We start from the raw sequence: 18,334 nt of genomic DNA on the forward strand, positions 1-18,334 counted from the left end.
GTATCAATTATGTATGAAGCAGGAATATACGACGTCATTGTAGTCGGGGCCGGACATGCAGGTTGTGAAGCTGCCCTGGCGTCTGCCAGGCTTGGCTGCAGGACTTTAATGTGTACTATGAACATCGACAGTCTGGCATTTATGCCTTGCAATCCTAACATTGGCGGAACATCAAAGGGTCATCTTGTAAGAGAAATCGACGCTTTAGGTGGTGAGATGGGTATTAACATCGATAAGACATTGATTCAATCAAGGATGCTTAATTTGTCCAAAGGTCCTGCTGTTCACTCTTTGAGGGCGCAGGCTGATAAAATGAAGTATCAGCTGGAAATGAGGAAGATTGTCGAGAGTGAACCTAACCTCACCGTAAAGCAGATAGAAGTAACATCACTTATAAGCGATGGCAGCTCTATAGCTGGTGTAATGACAAAAAATGATGCCAGCTACAGGGCTAAGTCTGTAATATTGTGTACAGGAACATATTTGAAGAGCAGGATAATAATAGGTGAAACCTCATATGAATCCGGTCCTAATGGACTTTCGTCTTCAAAAACATTAACTGACAGCCTAAAAGACCTTGGAGTCAGGATAATGAGATTTAAAACAGGAACACCAGTTCGAATACATAGAAGAAGTGTTGATTTCTCTTTAACCGAAGAGCAAAAGGGAGACCAAAGGATCATACCGTTCTCCTTTCTGACTGAGAATATCGAAAGAGACCAGGAGAGCTGCTTTCTAGTATATACCAATGAAGAAACTCATAAGGTGATATCAATGAATAAGCACAGGTCTCCAATGTTCAATGGATCCATCGAGGGTGTCGGGGCCAGGTATTGTCCTTCCATTGAGGATAAGATATTCAGGTTTCCTGACAGGGAAAGACATCAGTTGTTCCTGGAACCAGAAGGACTCTATACACAAGAAATATATGTACAGGGCATGTCGTCTTCATTACCCGAAGAGGTTCAACTGGAAATGCTTCATACAATACCGGCTTTGAAAAATGCGGAAATAGTAAGATGCGGCTACGCTATCGAGTATGATGTCATAGATCCGCTACAGCTGTCCCCTACTCTTGAGTTCAAAGAAATAGGAGGACTATATGGTGCCGGCCAGATAAATGGAACATCTGGCTATGAAGAAGCTGCAGCTCAAGGATTGGTAGCTGGCATTAATGCGGCATTGAAAGTCACTGGTAAGGAGCCACTCATAATTGACAGATCACAAGCATATATAGGCGTACTGATTGATGACCTGGTAACTAAGGGTACAAATGAACCATATAGGATGATGACGTCCAGATCTGAATACAGGCTGCTGCTCAGACAGGATAATGCTGATTTGAGACTTACCGAGTTGGGAAGAAAGGTAGGTCTGGTTACAGATAATAGATACCATATATATGAGATTAGAAAAATGAATATAGAAAATGAAATTCAAAGGCTAAAAGCAGTACAAATTACAGGTACCATTGAAACAAATAGAATCCTTAATGAGCTAGGTACCGTTGAATTGAAAAAACCTACAAGTCTCTATGAGCTTATAAAAAGACCGGAACTTGATTACTTTAAGATTTCTGTTCTTGATGCTAACAGACCTGATTTGCCAATTGACGTAATGGAAGAAGTCAGTACAATCAGCAAATATGAGGGTTATATTGTTAAGCAGCTAGAACAGGTTGCACAATTTGAGAAATATGAGAAGAAAAGGTTAGATGCGATAAAGGATTACAAGGATATCAAGGGCTTGCGAATCGAGGCACAGCAGAAACTGAATAATATCAAGCCTTATAACCTAGGTCAGGCATCTAGAATTTCTGGAGTTAATCCTGCTGATATTTCAGTAATAGCAATTTATCTAGAGACGATCAAGAAAACCAGGGAGGAATAGTATGTACTTTGAGTATATGAAATCATGTGTAAATGAAATGGGTATTGAGTTTGATGAAATTGCATATGGTAAGTTCATCAGATACTCTGAAATGCTGATAGACTGGAATTCACGGATCAATCTGACTGCAATTACAGATATGGATGGAATAATAAAGAAGCATTTCATAGATTCACTTAAAATATTTGAGTTCTCACCAATAAAGAAGGCTCGGAAAATAATTGATGTTGGGACTGGTGCCGGTTTCCCTGGAATTCCAATGAAAATCATAAATGATGATTTTGAACTGACTTTACTCGATTCACTTAATAAGAGAATTGATTATCTCAAAGAGGTTTGCAAGGAATTAAAGCTTGAGAATGTCGATTTTGTCCATGCAAGGGCTGAGGACGGAGCAAGGATGCCGGAACACCGAGAAAAATATGATTTAGCTGTTTCAAGGGCTGTGGCTAACATGGCAGTTCTTTCAGAGCTCTGCTTGCCTTTTGTAAAGACGGGAGGTTATTTCATAGCATTAAAGGGTCCTGGAGTGGAAACTGAACTTAGCGAAGCCAAGAAAGCCATTACTGAGATGGGCGGGAAGCTTTTAAAGGTAATTAACGTTGCAATAAAGGACACCGACTTAAATCATAATATTGTTGTTGTAGAAAAAATAGCCAAAACACCATTAAAGTACCCCAGACAAGCAGGGCTTGTATCTAAAAATCCAATAAAGTAGAAGACGCGATGTTTCACGTGAAACATCGCGTCTTCTACTTTTAATCATTACGCTATTTATTGCTGGTATAACAAGAGTAGACAGTATTGTTTCACGTGAAACAATACTGAAACTACACTTTGCTTAATGTTTCACGTGAAACATTAATAATCAATCTACTCCACCTAATGTTTCACGTGAAACAATTTACAATTCGACTGTTAAATGCAATCACTGAAGGTTATAATAGAATAGTATGAGAATAAGAATTCGGGGGATAACATGAAAGTAGTATGTGTATTTAATCAAAAGGGTGGGGTCGGTAAGACAACAACCAATATCAATATAGCTTCATATGTCGCCTTGAAGGATAATAAGGTCTTGGTGATTGATATGGATCCACAGGGGAATACAACCAGTGGATTTGGAATTGACAAGGAAAAGCTTGAGTATTCAACCTATGACCTCCTTCTTACGGATGCTGAGCTTGATCTTGTGATCCAGCCGGTTGAAAGCACAGGCAATATTAAAATTATTCCATCTAACATTGAACTGGCAGGAGCAGATCTTGAACTTGCTATGCTGCCTGACAGGGAAAAAATACTAAAGAACAGGTTGGAAGGAATCGTTGAAAGATATGACTATGTTTTCATAGATTGCCCTCCATCACTTGGGTTACTTACTATTAACGCTCTAACAGCTGCCAATTCAGTTATAATCCCAATGCAATGTGAATATTATGCTCTTGAAGGGATAAGTCAGCTGATTAAGACAATTAACCTAGTGAAAAAAGGCTTAAACAAGGATTTGGAGATTGAAGGTGTTGTTTTGACAATGTTCGACTCAAGAAGAAATCTTCAACTTCAGGTAGCTGAAGAATTGAAGAGTTATTTTGGAGAGCTGGTTTATGAAAACACAATACCTCGAAATATCAGATTGGCTGAGGCACCAAGCTTCGGTATGCCAATATTTGCGTATGACGATAAATGCAAAGGAGCAGAGTCGTATTCTGATCTGGCAGATGAATTTCTAAGGAAGCAATAAAGGAGTGAATTTGGTGGCAAAAAAATTCGGATTAGGAAAAGGATTGAATGCGCTGTTGCCTGAGTCTGAAGACGCATCAGGAGCAGTCGATAGCATTGACATAAATAGGATCAAGCCCAATAAGGAACAACCCAGAAAATATTTTGATGAAGAAAAGATATTCATGCTTTCAGAGTCAATAAAAGAACATGGAATGATCCAGCCTATAATAGTAAAAAAAGAGGGCGAAGACTATAGTATCATAGCTGGCGAAAGACGCTGGCGGGCAGCTCGAAAAGCGGGACTCAAAGAAATACCTGTCATAATGATGGACCTTTCAGAGAAGGATGTACTTGAAATATCCCTTATAGAAAACATTCAAAGACAGGACCTGAATCCTATGGAAGAAGCCAGTGCTTTCAAGAGGCTGCTTGATGACTTTAACCTTACTCAGGAAGATCTCTCTAAAAAGCTGGGGAAGTCAAGGACAGCTATTGCAAATACGATTAGGCTCCTGAATCTTGATGCGAGAGTACAGGAATTTCTAATTGAAGGAATATTGTCTGAGGGCCATGGTCGTGCCTTGCTTGGACTTGAGAACTGCGATGACCAGTATCATGCTAGCCAGAAGGTAATTGATTTTAGTCTGAGTGTAAGAGAAACTGAACAACTTGTAGCAGGTTTCCATACAGAGAAGATAGAGAGACATAAAAAAGCTCTGGACCCATATTTGTCTGACCTTGAAAAAAGGCTAGGAGAAGCACTTGGTACAAAAGTAAGATTTAAGTCAAAAGCAAAGAACAAAGGAAAAATCGAAATAGAGTATTACAGTTCGGACGAACTTGAAAGAATACTGGAATTTCTGAAGGTAGAGGATTAAATAATGGATATCAATTACATATATGAACTAATATATAATAATATATCTACAATTTCAATTGTGCTTGCTTCTTTGTTTCTGATTTATACAGTGGTCTTCCTAATACTCCTTGTAAGAACAAATAAGCTTCAGCGGAAATTAAATAGACTCATGAAGGGGACCAGTGCAGTATCACTTGAAGAAATGATCGGTTCTTATCAGGAAAAGGTAGATACTGCTAAACAGAATTCAGAAATGTGCGTGGACAATTTAAAGCTATTGAACAGCCAGATAAGGAATTGCGTACAGAAGGTTGGAGTAGTGAGGTTCAAGGCGTTTGAAGATGTTGGAAGCGATCTCAGCTATTCTGTTGCCTTACTTGATGACCATAATGATGGAGTTGTAATAACAAGCCTTTTTGGACGTAATATCAGCACATCATACGCAAAGCCAATAGAAAAAGGAGAATCAAAGTATGCTCTCTCTGATGAAGAGATGTATGCTATGAATAAGGCCATGGGCCTCGAGAAAAAGAGCAGGAACGGCAAATGATGCTGTCCCTGCTCCTTTTACTATATATCATTTTTTATTTCGTTTAGTTTGGAATCTGCCCACTCCCAAAATTCGATCAATTTGGTCTTGATAGTCTGAAAATCCTCGTTATCTGTAAGCTCATTTAGAAGGGTCTCATATCTGGATGTCATTTCAGTCTTGAATTCAGCATACTTTTTCTGGGTAGCCTCGCTTGCTGCTGAAAGGTCGATTTCTTCCATCTTTTTGCTGAATTCTGAGAAGTCTCTGGCAAACTCTGATCCCTCGAGTAAATCTTCGCTTTTATACTTGTCAATTATCGAATTTGAGTAATCAACCGCGCTATTTAGTATTGTCTCAGCCTTTTCCAGCAATTCCTTTCCTTTGTCTGGAACTTGGAAGCTGCAGCCTGCGAGCAGGAAAGTAAGACAAATTACAGATGCTGTTTTTTTGATGTGATTCATTGAATACCTCCTTGGTTTTCCGCATTTCCAGCAAAGGTATCGATGACCTTTACCTTCTGCATAACCTTGAATCCAACAGCCATGAACATCAGATAGAACATTCCAGGAACTCCATTCAGCTTCAGTCCGATGAAAATTGCCATGATTGTTATAATTGGACTCATATCCAGGGTGCTCGCCACGATTCTCGGTTCCCAAATATTCCTGCCAACTGCTACAATCACCCACAGTATTACAAGTCCGAAAGGCACTACAATGTTCCCGTGTGCAAAAAAGTAAATCCCGAGAGGAATATACGCTGCCGAAACACCAAGTATAGGCAGAAGATCCAGGAAGGCCGTTACCAGGCCAAGGAGCAGGGCATATGGTATACCGAGTATCATATATCCAACGCTGGAAATCATGCCCGTTATAAATATTACAAGCAGATATGAAAGTGCATACTTTATAACCATATCCTTGCCTTCGTTAAAAATACCGATAAATCTTCCTTCATGTTCCTTTTCAATAGGCATGTATTTCAAAAGAAAATGGGGTTCCTTGACCATAAGCCGAGTAAACAGGAATGTACAGACAACAGTAAAGATGATTACGAGCAAGAGTGACGGAATACCAGTAATTGAAACCATAGAAAATTTACCTATGGCAGTCCCCAATGAAAGTGAAATATCCCTAATAGACATTAAGGCACTGTTGAGCATCTGGTTTCCAGATTCTATCAATCTTGGATCAAGATTTTCAATTTGAGATATGAGCCAGTGATATCTTTCGTTGAACCAGAACATTATGCTTTCGCCATTCTCAGTGAAATAATTTACAACAGATACTCCGAAAATCACTGCCTGGTTTGCAATGCTGATAACGAGCATTGTTAGCAGAGTTCCAATTATGCCGAAAAAAAGTGCTATTATGGGAAGTCGAATATATTTTTGATCTATCCCAAATTTGGAGCTTAACCTCCTGATCAGTTTAGAAAGAACCGATGCAAATATGAATGCCAGCACAAATGGAATGGTATAGCGAAGGGTAGTGGTGAATATTATGAAAGTCAGAGTGTAGCATACAAAGTATATTACAATCTGGTCATATCTTTTAATATGGTCCTTAACGGCACCGTTAGTCATGGCTAACTCCTTTCAACATTGAGAATGCGCTGAATAGAGCATCAATATCGCCTTCATTGGTCATATGGTTGAAGCTGATACGCAATGAACCGGAAATCTCAGTTCCAAATACCCTATGGGCAAGAGGAGCACAATGCAGTCCAGACCGGGTTGTGATACCAAATTCATTATCTAGAACATAAGATACAAACGAAGGGTCCAGATCATTGACTGTAAGTGAGAAGCAAGGTATTCTTCCTTCATTGCAGTTCAGACCATGCAGATTTATGTAGCTGAACCTTTCAAGTTCATCTAGAAAATAAATCATGAGGTCGCGGCTTTTACTCAATATGGAATCTAAGCCTTCTTCAAGTATATGATTCACGCCAGCAGACAGTCCTGCTATGCCTGGAATATTTGCAGTACCTGCTTCATATTTATCAGGAAGAAACATTGGGTGTGATAAACTTGATGAATCGGATCCTGTACCACCTGTAAATACCGGAACCATTTCGCTGTCAAGTCTGTCATTAACTATGAAACCACCGGTACCCTGCGGTCCTAAGAGCCCCTTGTGGCCTGTGAATGCAATTGCATCAGCTGACAGTTCATTGATGTTGACAGGAATGTAGCCAGCAGTCTGTGCTGCATCTATTGCGATAAAAATATCTTTGTTGCGCAGAACTTGTCTTGCAGAAGTAATATCCTGGACAGTACCGCATAGATTTGAAGCATGTGTCAGCACAATTAGTTTCGTCTCTTTTTTCTCAAGATTTCTTATTTCTTCAATTTTGATGCGTCCGAAATCATCAGCACCTAAAAGGTCATAGGTTATGATTCCATTCTGCCTAAGCCTTTCGAGGGGTCTCAGGACAGAATTATGCTCCATGACAGATGATATTACGTGGTCTCCTTTCTTTAGAAGACCAATCATTAATGTATTAAGCGATTCAGTGACTGATGACTTCAAGATAACATTATCAGGTGACTTAATACTAAATAATGCTCCGATATTCTTCCTTGCATCCAATAGTAACCTTGAACTTTCAAGCGAAGAAGAACCAGAACCTCTTCCTGGATTTCCAAAATTGCCTGACATTGCGTTGCAAACCGCATCAGATACACTTATGGGTTTTATTAAAGATGTAGATGCGCAATCTAAATATATCATTTATTTACTCCTGCTTTTCGAAAAGTGAATCAAAATATGTAGAGCAGTACATCTACATTTTATCATTTGCTGCCTTAAGAAACTACTTGCTAAATGAGCCTGGTAATCCACGAAAGGTTTATAATCATTCAAAGATGGTTTGCTGACTCCGCAAGTGTAAGTCGAAATCATTCAAATCGTTAATTAATGATTAAAATACATATGATTATAGGGTAAAAGGATATAATATTAAGTAATATAATGAATAGGGTGATTTTGTGAAATCTGTTAAAAATGAAGCTATGGCAATTTCCATGTTGATCTTAGCTAGCTGCGGCATTATATTCTTTGTCGATAAAGTGATTATGCCAGTTTACTTGGTGAAATCAATTTTTAAGGTCATTACGTTCATCGGAATTCCAGCTGTCTATTCAGTTGTAACCGGCAAAAACCTATTCAAGGGTTTGTTTTCCGGAAAGTCTGGGATTATAAGGCCTGCAGCGCTTGGAATAGCTATCTATATACTAATGATTATAACATTTTATCTGGTAGCAGGATTTATTGATCTTGAAAACATAAGGCAAAGGCTGTCATCAAACCTTGATGTTGAACGTGATAATTTCATAATTGTTGCTTTGTACATCTCAATCATAAATTCCTTGATTGAAGAAATCTTTTTCCGTGGAATTGCCTTCATCAGGATGAAGGAAGTTTCTGGTAGAGCATACAGCTATGTATTATCTGCAGGGAGCTTCGCTGCCTATCATGTTGCCATTCTTGAAGGTTGGGCTGATATGCTGATAGTAATATTGGCAATCGTCGGGTTGTTCGTTTCCGGTCTATTCTTCAATTACATTGACGGATACTCTCAAGATATCAAATTTTCCTACCTTGTCCATATGTTTGCCAACTTTGCGATAAATACAATAGGATTGCATATGTATGGGTTCATTGATCTTCCATTTCTCTGATTAACTTGTTGCATTGGTGCAGGATTTGCTATAATAAAGTTTGCGGAACAGCTTGAAACAAGATTCTGGGAGGAAAAATGAACATTTATCTGATTACCTTCAAAAATACACAGGATGCCATGAAAGCTGAAGAAATATACAAAGCTGAAGGAGTAAAGTTCAGTGTCTATCCGACTCCTCCAATGATACTTGGAAGCTGCGGGCTAAGTCTGAGGCTGACTGAAGATGACTATATTGAAAAAGGCAAAGGGTTGCTTGAAAAAATATCCTATAAGGCAGTATACAGTTTCACTGTAAATGGAATAATAAAGGTAGAGCATGGGAACACGCTGTGAAAGGAGCAGGTATGATCAAGGAATATGATATCGGCACGAAAGTGCAGATGAAAAAACAGCATCCGTGCGGGAGCTATGAATGGGAAATAATAAGAGTTGGTGCTGACATAAAGATAAAGTGTCTCGGATGCCAGCGAATAGTGATGCTGCCCAGGAACAAATTTGAAAAAGATGCGAAAAAAACTGTATAGACCAGATTTTTATTTGCATAATGTAATCAATAGTGATAAAATAATTTGATGTAATCCCTGCTATGCGAAATGCATGGCCGTAGTCCGGGGGGAGGAGGTGACATGATGAGAAAGTATGAAACTATATTCATATTGCATCCATCATTCGACGAAGAGGCAGTAACTGCTTCAATCGAAAAGTTCAAGGGTGTAATAGAAAATGGTGGAGGCACTATCGACAATGTTGATCTTTGGGGCAAGAGAAGACTTGCTTACGAGATAGACAAAGTCAACGAAGGCACGTATGTGCTCGTGAATTTCCAGGCAGAGCCTGAATTACCGAAGGAGCTCGACAGGATATTCAGAATCACTGACGGCGTAATCAGACACATCATAGTAAACTTGGAAAAGTAAAAGGTGGTGCAGTATGAACAAGGTAGTATTGATAGGAAGACTAACTAAGGATCCTGAACTCAGATATACTCCGGGGTCGGGGACTGCAGTAACTACTTTGACCCTAGCGGTCGACAGGAGATTCACCAAAGATACCCAGCAGAAAGAGGCAGATTTCATACCTGTAGTAGTATGGGGAAAGTCAGCTGAATCCACTGCTCAGTACATGAGCAAAGGTAAGCTTATGGGTGTTTCTGGAAGAATACAGACCAGGTCATATGAAGCCAAAGACGGTGGAAGAAGATACGTCACGGAAGTAGTAGCAGAAGAGGTCCAATTCCTTGAGTGGGGCGCAAAAGGCCAGAACTCAGGTGAGGGTGGATTCGGAGGCTATGGTAAAGAGGATTCTGGATTCGGATCGTCATTTGACGATATGACTCCGGTTGATGATGGAGAGATTCCATTCTAAACTTAGGTAAGGAGGTTAAACAATGAGCAGAGAGAACTCAAGGGATTTCAAAAAAGGCAATCCAAGAGTTAGAAGGGCAAAGAGAAAAGTTTGTTCATTCTGTGTGGACAAGGTTGACAGCATAGATTACAAAGATGTAGCAAAACTCAGAAAGTATGTCACTGAGAGAGGAAAGATTCTCCCAAGGAGGATTTCCGGTACTTGCGCAAAGCATCAGAGAGCGCTGACTGAATCCATAAAGAGAGCAAGAAACATAGCTCTTCTACCATTTACAACAGAGTAAGAAGTTGGAACCGTGATCCATATTGGGTCACGGTTTTAGTATATATTCAGGCATTGTTGCATTAGGTATCAAAAAAATTTACAATTAGAATAGTATTCGTCTGAATAGACCTATTCTAAGCTTAAGCGGAAGACCGCATTTAAAGGATGATATAAATGAGAAACAGCAAGACCGAGAAGCTTGTCAAAGCTTCGATTTTAACTTCAGCAATTGTAGTGCTGGCACTTGCCGGCTTCTATCTCCCTTTCGTCGGTATCATTACTGTCGTGGCAGCGCCAATTGTTACAGCGATGATATATAAGACAAGCGGAAAAGGATTTACGGTAATCTCCTTTTTCTCGACTCTGTTCATACTTGGCATGATGATCGACCCGATATCCGCGCTTAGTCAGACTATTGTCTTCTACTCAACTGGAATTGGACTGATGTTTATGCTGAGTCATGATTTTTCACCACTTGTGGAAATCCTGATCATCGCATTTTTCATAGCGATTGGATATGTCGCAATGGTAGGAATAGATCTTGCTTTCATTACCAATATGAGCCTGACTGAAATGGTTGATATGAACATAAAGGTTCTCCAGGAATCAATGAGGGAAGCGGTCAAGATGTATGAGGGAATGGGGGCTGATTATGCTAACGAGCAGTCAGTTAAAGACATCATGGCGCTTACTGTCGATAAGGTCATGATTATGATACCAGCTTCACTTGCAATGTATTCCCTGGTATCAGCGTATATTTTGAGGAAGGTATCCGAGAGGGTATTCAAACCATTTGGCATAACTTTGAGCAAGCTCCCAAGTTTTGACAGCATCAAACCGAACATGATGCTGATTTCAGCAACGCTGTTCCTTTCCATAATCGGAATTTCTTTGATGTACTTCGAAATACCTGCAGGTTCATCAGTGATGTATTTCGGTAAGACCATGTTTGACATTACTGCAGGCATAGGCGGCTTGTCACTTATAACCTATTACATGGTCAGGAAGCTCAAATTCAACAAGTTCACAAGATTCATGGCAATATTTCTCATCCTGACTACACCAATACTAACTTATATAATGATGATTGCTGGTGTAGTAGATAGCGCATTTGACTTTAGGAATACCAGGGAGGATGGCTTGTTCAGCATTCTCCGCAGGAAACTAAAGGGAACGGAAAAATAGAAACATCCACATGAAAGGATTGATCTGAATGGACAAGTACTACAAGTTCAAGAAAAGTGATCTCCTTTATGCTGCGATAATTGCGGCTTCTTTGGGTACGTTAGCCTATTATGGGCATCATAAGGAAGCTACAGTGCTATTTATCATGTCTGTTGCCGCACTTGTGTATCTTGATTCCTTATATATCTATAAAAGGAAGAAATGGGATCGCTTCGTCGATACAACTATAAAGAAGATGTACAAATCAGTTTATGAATCCGCTGAAAGCGCTGATTTCCCGATAATACTTGTGGGGAGAGGCGGAGATATTGTATGGAGCAACAAATCTGCCCAGGATGCATTCGGATGGGAAGAGATTGAATCAGGATTTGAGGTAATTACGGGAAAGAAAGCTGATGATCTTTTCGTTGAAAATAGTCCGGAAAGCATTGATATTGAAATCAAAGAGAAAGTCTATCATATAAATAACGTATATATTAAAAGCAATGAAGGAGAGTTCGATGAAGAGATGTCCCTCTTGACCTTCATTGACATTACAGACATCAGAGATGCTGAAGAGAAGAGTGTATCTGTAATGCTGCTCGAAATTGATAACTTCAGCGACCTGATGCAAAGTATAGAAAATGACAAGAAGCCGTTTCTGCTTGCGGAGCTGGAAAAAGCCATTTTCGGATATGGTCAGAACACAATGTCTCTTGTTAAAAGATATGAAGCAAATAAGTACATGCTCATTGTTCCCAATAAGTTCCTGGATGAGGAAATCAGGAAAAAGTTCAACATCCTTGATAAGATCAAGGAAATTGACCAGGGAAACACTATAGAACCAACAATCAGCATAGGTGTAGGAACCGATGGTCAGAATCCAAGGGAGAACGCTCAGCTTGCCAATGCGGCCAAGGAGCTGGCGCTTGGAAGAGGCGGGGACCAGGCAGTAGTGAAGACTAAGGAAAATCTTCAATTCTTTGGTGGAAAATCCAAGGAGATTGAAAAAAAGTCGAGGGTTCGTTCCAGGGTGGTTGCACATGCACTTCGGGATCTTATGGCTGAGAGCGGTAATATATTTATCATGGGGCATAAGAATCCGGATATGGATTGTCTTGGTGCTGCTATCGGAATAAATGTGATTGCAAGGGGACTTGGTAAAGAAGCCAGGATTCTTCTCGAGGAACCAAATTCCAACATTTTGCCTCTACTGAATAAGTTCAGGGCAGCAGAAGCCTACAAGGACACATTCGTAAGCGTCGATTATGCTGCAAGAACGATGAAAAGTGATGATTTGCTGATTATCGTCGATGTTCATTCAGAGAATTATGTATTAGATAAAGAAGTGATCAAAAATTTCAGCAAGAAGATAATTGTGGACCACCACAGGAGAGCTCCGGACCAGATACAGGGGAGCACGATGTCTTATATTGAGAATTATGCATCATCAACATCTGAACTGGTTACTGAGCTGATACAGTATATATTTGAAAAACCGAACCTTTCAATATTGGAGGCTGAGGCTTTGTTCGCGGGTATAAGGGTGGATACTAAAAGCTTCAATTTCAAGACAGGTGTAAGAACCTTTGAAGCGGCATCTTTCCTGAAGCGGCTTGGTGCAAGCAGCCAGGATATCCGGGAATTATTTGCTAGTGACCTTGAATCTTATGTGAAGAAATCTGAATTAATCAGGAAAGCTGTAATTGAAGATAATATTGCAATTACAACCTACGATGGTGATGATGCAGACCTGCTCCTTGCAGCACAAGCCGCTGACGAGCTGGTAGGCTTTAAGAACATCAACGCATCATTCGTGCTAACAAGAGATAAGGGTGATGTTGTCATTAATGGGAGGTCAATGGGTATCCAGAATGTCCAGGTTATTCTTGAAGCCCTGGGAGGCGGAGGTCATATGACCATGGCTGGAGCCAGGCTTAAAGGAGTTTCTTTAGAGGAGGCCCTTCAAAGGCTAAGGGATGCAATTACAGAAAACAAGAAAGAGGAGGAGTAGAATTGAAGATTATTCTGCTTAAAGACGTTAAAGATTTAGGGAAAAAAGGTGATGTTGTAGACACATCAGATGGATATGCAAGAAACTATTTGTTCCCCAGGAAGCTTGCTCAGGAGGCTACGTCTGAGAATCTTCATGTCGTTAACATGAAGAAGGACAGCGAGAGAAAGCTAAAGCTTAAGGAAATTGAAGAAGCGCAGGCAATTGCTGAGAAAATGAAAAACAAGGAAGTTACTGTCAATGTAAAGGTCGGTGAAAATGGAAGATTATTTGGAGCCGTTACAAGCAAAGATGTGGCTGAGATAATAAAGAAGAACTTTGGGATCGATGTAGATAAGAAAAAGGTTGTTGTCGAAACAATCAAGATGGTTGGCAGCTATGATGTCGAGGTCAAGGTATACCCTGAGATTTCTGCAAAGTTCAAGCTGAGCATTGCACCGACAGAATAGGAGGTAGTTTTGGACAAGACGAACAAGAGACCTGTCCTGGATGAGTCTGACCTCATGGCAGAAGTTAAGGTCCAGCTGGAGATACTTGAAAATGTCCTGGATAAGGGGGCAGTCAAGGCCAGGGCTGTGAAGTTCAAACTTAACAAGCTGCTGAATGGTTCAGTTTATCAAAAAGCATATGCTGTTAACATGATTGCATCAGATGGCACAAGCAAGGTTAAGATTCCAAATCAGGAAGATATTTTTGATGTAATCGAAGATACAAATAAGTGGATATCGGAGTCAATAGCACGGAACTTTGTTCAGAGCAACATAGAGAAGGAAGTCGAGATTGCTATCATGAACAAGCAGGACAAGTATATCGATGAGATGAGGCTGTCAGTGCTTAGCAAAAAGAAGGGTCCGGAAAATGCAAAAACAAGGAAGAGATACAATGATCTGGTGAAACTGGACAAGAAGAATCTTACAAAAAGCCTTCAGTCGCTTTTAAGACCGGAGACCTTTGATGAACTTGTAGGTCAGGAACGCGCTGTGAAGTCGCTTCTGTCAAAGATTGCATCTCCATATCCTCAGCACATAATATTATACGGACCGCCTGGTGTTGGAAAAACTACTGCGGCAAGAATCGCGCTTGATGAAGCGAAGAAGCTGAAATTCACCCCATATGGCAAGGATGCTAAATTTGTTGAGGTAGATGGAACGACACTGAGATGGGATCCAAGGGAGATTACAAACCCACTTCTTGGTTCGGTGCATGATCCAATTTATCAGGGCAGCAAACGGGATCTTGCCGAAGGTGGAATTCCTGAGCCAAAACCAGGACTTGTTACCGAAGCCCATGGTGGCGTGCTCTTCATAGATGAGATCGGAGAGCTTGATGAAATACTCCAGAACAAGCTGCTTAAAGTCCTGGAAGACAAAAGAGTGGAATTCTCATCCTCATACTATGATCCTGATGATGAGAATACTCCTGAATATATCAAATACCTGTTTGAAAAAGGAGCACCAGCTGACTTTGTGCTGATTGGTGCAACAACGAGGGAGCCTCAGGACATTAGTCCTGCATTAAGGTCAAGATGTACAGAAGTATATTTTGAACCTCTTTCGCCATCAGACATTCAGGTAATCGTGAGAAATGCTGCCAGGAAGCTTCAAGTTGAGCTTGAGGAAGGGATAGAAGAGACAATCTCAAGATATACAGTTGAAGGCAGAAAGGCCATCAATCTTCTTGCTGATGCTTATGGGCTTATATTGTACAATACAAGATCAGCTGACCTGATGAACGTCAGGATAAAAAACAGTGATCTGGCTGAGGTAATAAAGATAGCCAGGCTTTCTCCATTTGAAATGAACCATGAGGGTGAGAAAAAGGAAGTCGGTCACATTTATGGCCTTGCTGTATCAGGTTATATCGGATCGACACTGGAAATAGAAGCGACGGTATATCCTGCCCGTGAAAGTGGAAAAGGTGCTGTCAGATTCAATGATACTGCAGGATCAATGGCCAAGGACTCGGTATTCAACGCGGCTTCTGTCATAAGAAGTGTTACCGGTAAGGATATGGCTGATTATGATGTACATGTAAATGTTATTGGAGGTGCCAATATTGATGGTCCTTCAGCAGGTGCTGCAATAACAGTCTGCATAATAAGCGCGCTGCTCGACAAACCTATAAGGCAGGACATTGCAGTCACCGGTGAGATATCCCTTAGAGGAAAGATAAAACCGGTTGGTGGCATATTTGAAAAGATCTATGGCGCAAGGAGAAAAGGTATCAGGCTAGTTCTGATTCCCGAAGATAACAAGGCGGAAATGCCTGGAGACATTAAGGACATTGAGGTAAGGACAATTAGGGATATAGATGCTCTGCTGAAGATTGTGCTGGAATAGGGGGATTATATGGAAGGAAATACATTGAGAATAATGCCCAATAACCAGGATGCAGAGCAATCCGTGCTGGGTTCAATGATACTTGACAAGAATTCCATAGCTCAGGTGCTTGAAGTGCTGAAGGCTGAGGACTTTTACAGGGAAGGTCATAAGACCATTTTCCTTGCCGTACTGGACTTGTTTCAAAGGGATATTCCAATAGACCTTGTTACAATGACTGAGCTTCTCAGGTCAACTGAAAAGCTGGACCAGGTCGGAGGGATATCCTATCTTACTGAACTTGCAAGCTCAGTGCCATCTACTTTGAACCTAAGCTCATATATCAAGATAGTCTCAGAAAAGTCGCTTCTCAGGAAACTGATAAGGGCTTCTACAGAGATAATGGATGACAGCTACAGCAAGCAGGATAACGTTGAAGGTGTACTGGACAGCGCAGAGAAAAGGATATTCAACATTGCTGAAAAGAGGTCTTCTGGTGGATTTGAACCGCTTAGCACAATACTTGAACGAGGCTTCATTGAGATTGAGAGGATGTTCAACAACAAGGGAGCGACGACGGGCGTGCCGTCACCATTTCCTGAGCTGGATGCTAAGACCTCAGGATTCCAGAAGGGCGACATGATCCTTATCGCTGCAAGGCCCTCCATGGGAAAAACAACACTTGCTCTAAATCTTGCTGAACATGCTGCGTTAAGGGCAGGAAAGAGCGTAGCGATTTTTTCTCTGGAAATGTCAACTGAACAGCTAGCCTACAAGCTGCTGTGCTCTGAAGCTAATGTTGATATGCTTAAGCTTAGGACAGGAGAGCTTGATGACAAGGACTGGGAAAATATTGCAAGGGCATCAGGACCGCTATCTCAGGCTAAGATATTCATTGACGATACTGCAGGTATCTCAGTTACTGAAATGAGGTCCAAATGCAGAAGACTGAAGCTTGAACACGGTATCGACATGATTATGGTCGATTACCTTCAGCTCATGAGCGGATCGGGTGAAAACAGGCAGCAGGAAGTATCAGAGATCTCCAGGTCAATAAAAGCACTGGCCAAGGAGATGAGCTGCCCTGTGATAGCGCTATCGCAGCTTTCCAGAGCTCCGGAGCAAAGGGCTGACCACAGGCCGATGCTGTCGGACTTGAGGGAATCAGGCTCCATAGAGCAGGATGCAGACCTTGTCATGTTCCTTTACAGGGATGAATACTATAATAAGGATTCTGAAGACAAGAATATCGCTGAATGCATAATAGCTAAGCAGAGGAACGGTCCCGTAGGAACAGTAAAACTTGCATGGCTTGGACAATTCTCAAGGTTTGCAAGACTTGATACTGTACACAGGGATTATTGATATCCAGTGGGAGATAAAATGAAAGAGAGATCCTTTGGAGCGGTTGTAATTGATGAAAAAGGAAGATATCTTCTCGTAAAGCATAGATATGGCAGGCACTGGGACTTTCCCAAAGGACATATGGAAGGGGACGAGAGCCCTCTGGAAGCTGCACTAAGGGAAGTGCTCGAGGAAACTGGACTGGAGCTTGAATTGTTTGGAGAGCATGTTCTGAAGTCAACCTATTCGCCTAAGGCCGGAATCGAAAAGACAGTAGACTTTTATATAGGCAGGGGAATAGGAATTGTTGAGATTCAAGAGGCCGAGATTGAGGATTGTGGATACTTTTCCTTTGAAGAAGCTCTTATGAAGATAACCTATGAGGAGAGCAAGGCAGTACTCAGAGAAGCTTCTGTGCTGATCGCCGAGCGAAACAAGAGAAGATACAATGATAAATAACAAAAAAAGGGCTTGAATTACAAGTCCTTTTTCTTTTCCAGGGTTATTCTGATATAGGATATCATAGCTACCATACCCACCAAGGCTGCCGCAACAAGAATAATGAGACCCATGTTCCTGTTGAATACCAAAGTGACCATTGATACATGAAAGAGAAAGGTAGCGGTTTTTCCGAATTTGTTCGCTGGGTTTATAATTCCCTTACGGTAGGTAAAAATTCCACCGACTATCATGAAAATCTCTTTTGCGAGTATTATAATTAAAAGAAACAATGGAACAATACCAGTGATTGTAAAGGACGTCAGGGCTGTTATAAGCATCAGCTTGTCTGCAAGAGGGTCCATTACAGTGCCGAACTTGGTAATCTGGTTGTATTTTCTAGCTATATAGCCATCCAGTACATCTGTTGCGCCAGCTAGAACGAAGATACCTACAGCCTGAAGCAGATGGGTTTCCGGTGAAGAGAAATAAACGGCCAGGAAAATGGGAATAAGAAATATCCTGAATACTGTCAGCATGTTTGGTATGTTCATATCAATTCGGTCAGCCTTTAGCCGACCCTCCTCCTTCCCAAGGGAGTACCCATGCTTCATTTGTCAATTTACAAATTTGAGAGTTCTTTCAATTTCATTATATCCTACTTATGTAATTTTTTTGGGGTGTTATCAATAAATTAACAACCATAAACATTAACAGGGATAGTATAAAAAACACGA

The 18,334-nt window shown here is 40.8% G+C and carries 21 protein-coding genes; 17 read left to right on the forward strand and 4 right to left on the reverse strand.

What is annotated here, in order from left to right; all coding sequences use genetic code 11:
• Nucleotides 1–6: 6 nt before the first annotated feature.
• From mnmG to J2Z34_RS00095, 5 genes are all read left to right on the forward strand, one after another.
• Nucleotides 7–1,890 (forward strand): tRNA uridine-5-carboxymethylaminomethyl(34) synthesis enzyme MnmG, encoded by a 1,884-nt coding sequence (mnmG, locus tag J2Z34_RS00075; protein ID WP_209458076.1) that lies wholly within the window; start codon nt 7–9, stop codon nt 1,888–1,890.
• A gap of 1 nt (nt 1,891) precedes the next feature.
• Nucleotides 1,892–2,608 (forward strand): 16S rRNA (guanine(527)-N(7))-methyltransferase RsmG, encoded by a 717-nt coding sequence (gene rsmG, locus J2Z34_RS00080; RefSeq protein ID WP_209457807.1) that lies wholly within the window; start codon nt 1,892–1,894, stop codon nt 2,606–2,608.
• 261 nt (nt 2,609–2,869) lie between these two features.
• Nucleotides 2,870–3,631 (forward strand): ParA family protein, encoded by a 762-nt coding sequence (locus J2Z34_RS00085; RefSeq protein ID WP_209457808.1) that lies wholly within the window; start codon nt 2,870–2,872, stop codon nt 3,629–3,631.
• 13 nt (nt 3,632–3,644) lie between these two features.
• Nucleotides 3,645–4,490 (forward strand): ParB/RepB/Spo0J family partition protein, encoded by an 846-nt coding sequence (locus tag J2Z34_RS00090; RefSeq protein ID WP_209457809.1) that lies wholly within the window; start codon nt 3,645–3,647, stop codon nt 4,488–4,490.
• A gap of 3 nt (nt 4,491–4,493) precedes the next feature.
• Nucleotides 4,494–5,021, forward strand: coding sequence for a DUF4446 family protein (locus tag J2Z34_RS00095; protein WP_209457810.1), 528 nt, complete (start codon nt 4,494–4,496; stop codon nt 5,019–5,021).
• Nucleotides 5,022–5,041: 20 nt separating this feature from the next.
• On the opposite strand, the gene J2Z34_RS00100 is transcribed toward J2Z34_RS00095, so the two are convergent.
• The 3 genes from J2Z34_RS00100 to J2Z34_RS00110 are packed head-to-tail and all read right to left on the reverse strand — an operon-like array spanning nt 5,042 to nt 7,738.
• Nucleotides 5,042–5,464, reverse strand: a complete 423-nt coding sequence (locus tag J2Z34_RS00100) for a hypothetical protein (RefSeq protein ID WP_209457811.1) — start codon at nt 5,462–5,464, stop codon at nt 5,042–5,044.
• A complete protein-coding gene (locus tag J2Z34_RS00105) occupies nt 5,461–6,588 on the reverse strand; it encodes an AI-2E family transporter (protein ID WP_209457812.1) in 1,128 nt (375 codons plus the stop codon). Before J2Z34_RS00105 ends, J2Z34_RS00100 begins: the two co-directional genes overlap by 4 nt.
• On the reverse strand, nt 6,581–7,738 hold the full coding sequence (locus tag J2Z34_RS00110) for an aminotransferase class V-fold PLP-dependent enzyme (RefSeq protein ID WP_209457813.1): 1,158 nt from the start codon (nt 7,736–7,738) through the stop codon (nt 6,581–6,583). The genes J2Z34_RS00105 and J2Z34_RS00110 overlap by 8 nt, the downstream gene beginning before the upstream one ends.
• A gap of 257 nt (nt 7,739–7,995) precedes the next feature.
• Between J2Z34_RS00110 and J2Z34_RS17865 the strand changes: the two genes are divergently transcribed.
• From J2Z34_RS17865 to J2Z34_RS00170, 12 genes are all read left to right on the forward strand, one after another.
• A complete protein-coding gene (locus J2Z34_RS17865; RefSeq protein ID WP_209457814.1) occupies nt 7,996–8,688 on the forward strand; it encodes a CPBP family intramembrane glutamic endopeptidase in 693 nt (230 codons plus the stop codon).
• Nucleotides 8,689–8,765: 77 nt separating this feature from the next.
• The gene (locus J2Z34_RS00120; RefSeq protein WP_209457815.1) at nt 8,766–9,023 is read left to right on the forward strand and encodes a putative Se/S carrier protein; all 258 of its coding nucleotides are present in this window, start codon (nt 8,766–8,768) and stop codon (nt 9,021–9,023) included.
• Nucleotides 9,024–9,034: 11 nt separating this feature from the next.
• On the forward strand, nt 9,035–9,214 hold the full coding sequence (locus tag J2Z34_RS00125; RefSeq protein ID WP_209457816.1) for a DUF951 domain-containing protein: 180 nt from the start codon (nt 9,035–9,037) through the stop codon (nt 9,212–9,214).
• 105 nt (nt 9,215–9,319) lie between these two features.
• Nucleotides 9,320–9,607, forward strand: a complete 288-nt coding sequence (gene rpsF / locus J2Z34_RS00130) for a 30S ribosomal protein S6 (RefSeq protein WP_023389169.1) — start codon at nt 9,320–9,322, stop codon at nt 9,605–9,607.
• Between the two features lie 13 nt (nt 9,608–9,620).
• Nucleotides 9,621–10,055: a single-stranded DNA-binding protein gene (locus J2Z34_RS00135; RefSeq protein ID WP_209457817.1), complete on the forward strand. Its 435-nt coding sequence runs from the start codon at nt 9,621–9,623 to the stop codon at nt 10,053–10,055.
• Between the two features lie 22 nt (nt 10,056–10,077).
• Nucleotides 10,078–10,338: a 30S ribosomal protein S18 gene (rpsR, locus tag J2Z34_RS00140; protein ID WP_023389171.1), complete on the forward strand. Its 261-nt coding sequence runs from the start codon at nt 10,078–10,080 to the stop codon at nt 10,336–10,338.
• 155 nt (nt 10,339–10,493) lie between these two features.
• Entirely contained in the window at nt 10,494–11,504 is a 1,011-nt protein-coding gene (locus tag J2Z34_RS00145; protein ID WP_209457818.1) for a DUF2232 domain-containing protein, read from the forward strand.
• A 28-nt stretch (nt 11,505–11,532) separates the two neighbouring features.
• Nucleotides 11,533–13,497 (forward strand): DHH family phosphoesterase, encoded by a 1,965-nt coding sequence (locus J2Z34_RS00150; RefSeq protein ID WP_209457819.1) that lies wholly within the window; start codon nt 11,533–11,535, stop codon nt 13,495–13,497.
• 2 nt (nt 13,498–13,499) lie between these two features.
• Nucleotides 13,500–13,946, forward strand: coding sequence for a 50S ribosomal protein L9 (gene rplI / locus J2Z34_RS00155; protein ID WP_209457820.1), 447 nt, complete (start codon nt 13,500–13,502; stop codon nt 13,944–13,946).
• A 54-nt stretch (nt 13,947–14,000) separates the two neighbouring features.
• Nucleotides 14,001–15,836 carry a Lon family ATP-dependent protease gene (gene lonC, locus J2Z34_RS00160; RefSeq protein WP_209458077.1) on the forward strand — a complete coding sequence of 612 codons (1,836 nt, stop codon included), beginning with the start codon at nt 14,001–14,003 and terminating at the stop codon, nt 15,834–15,836.
• Nucleotides 15,837–15,845: 9 nt separating this feature from the next.
• Entirely contained in the window at nt 15,846–17,180 is a 1,335-nt protein-coding gene (locus J2Z34_RS00165) for a replicative DNA helicase (RefSeq protein ID WP_209457821.1), read from the forward strand.
• Between the two features lie 18 nt (nt 17,181–17,198).
• A complete protein-coding gene (locus tag J2Z34_RS00170; RefSeq protein ID WP_209457822.1) occupies nt 17,199–17,618 on the forward strand; it encodes an NUDIX domain-containing protein in 420 nt (139 codons plus the stop codon).
• 17 nt (nt 17,619–17,635) lie between these two features.
• Here J2Z34_RS00170 and pgsA read toward each other — a convergent pair whose 3' ends face one another.
• Nucleotides 17,636–18,211: a CDP-diacylglycerol--glycerol-3-phosphate 3-phosphatidyltransferase gene (gene pgsA, locus J2Z34_RS00175; protein ID WP_245250444.1), complete on the reverse strand. Its 576-nt coding sequence runs from the start codon at nt 18,209–18,211 to the stop codon at nt 17,636–17,638.
• Between the last annotated feature and the right edge of the window lie 123 nt (nt 18,212–18,334).

This window comes from Youngiibacter multivorans (assembly GCF_017873395.1).
GTDB lineage: Bacteria > Bacillota > Clostridia > Clostridiales > Clostridiaceae > Youngiibacter > Youngiibacter multivorans.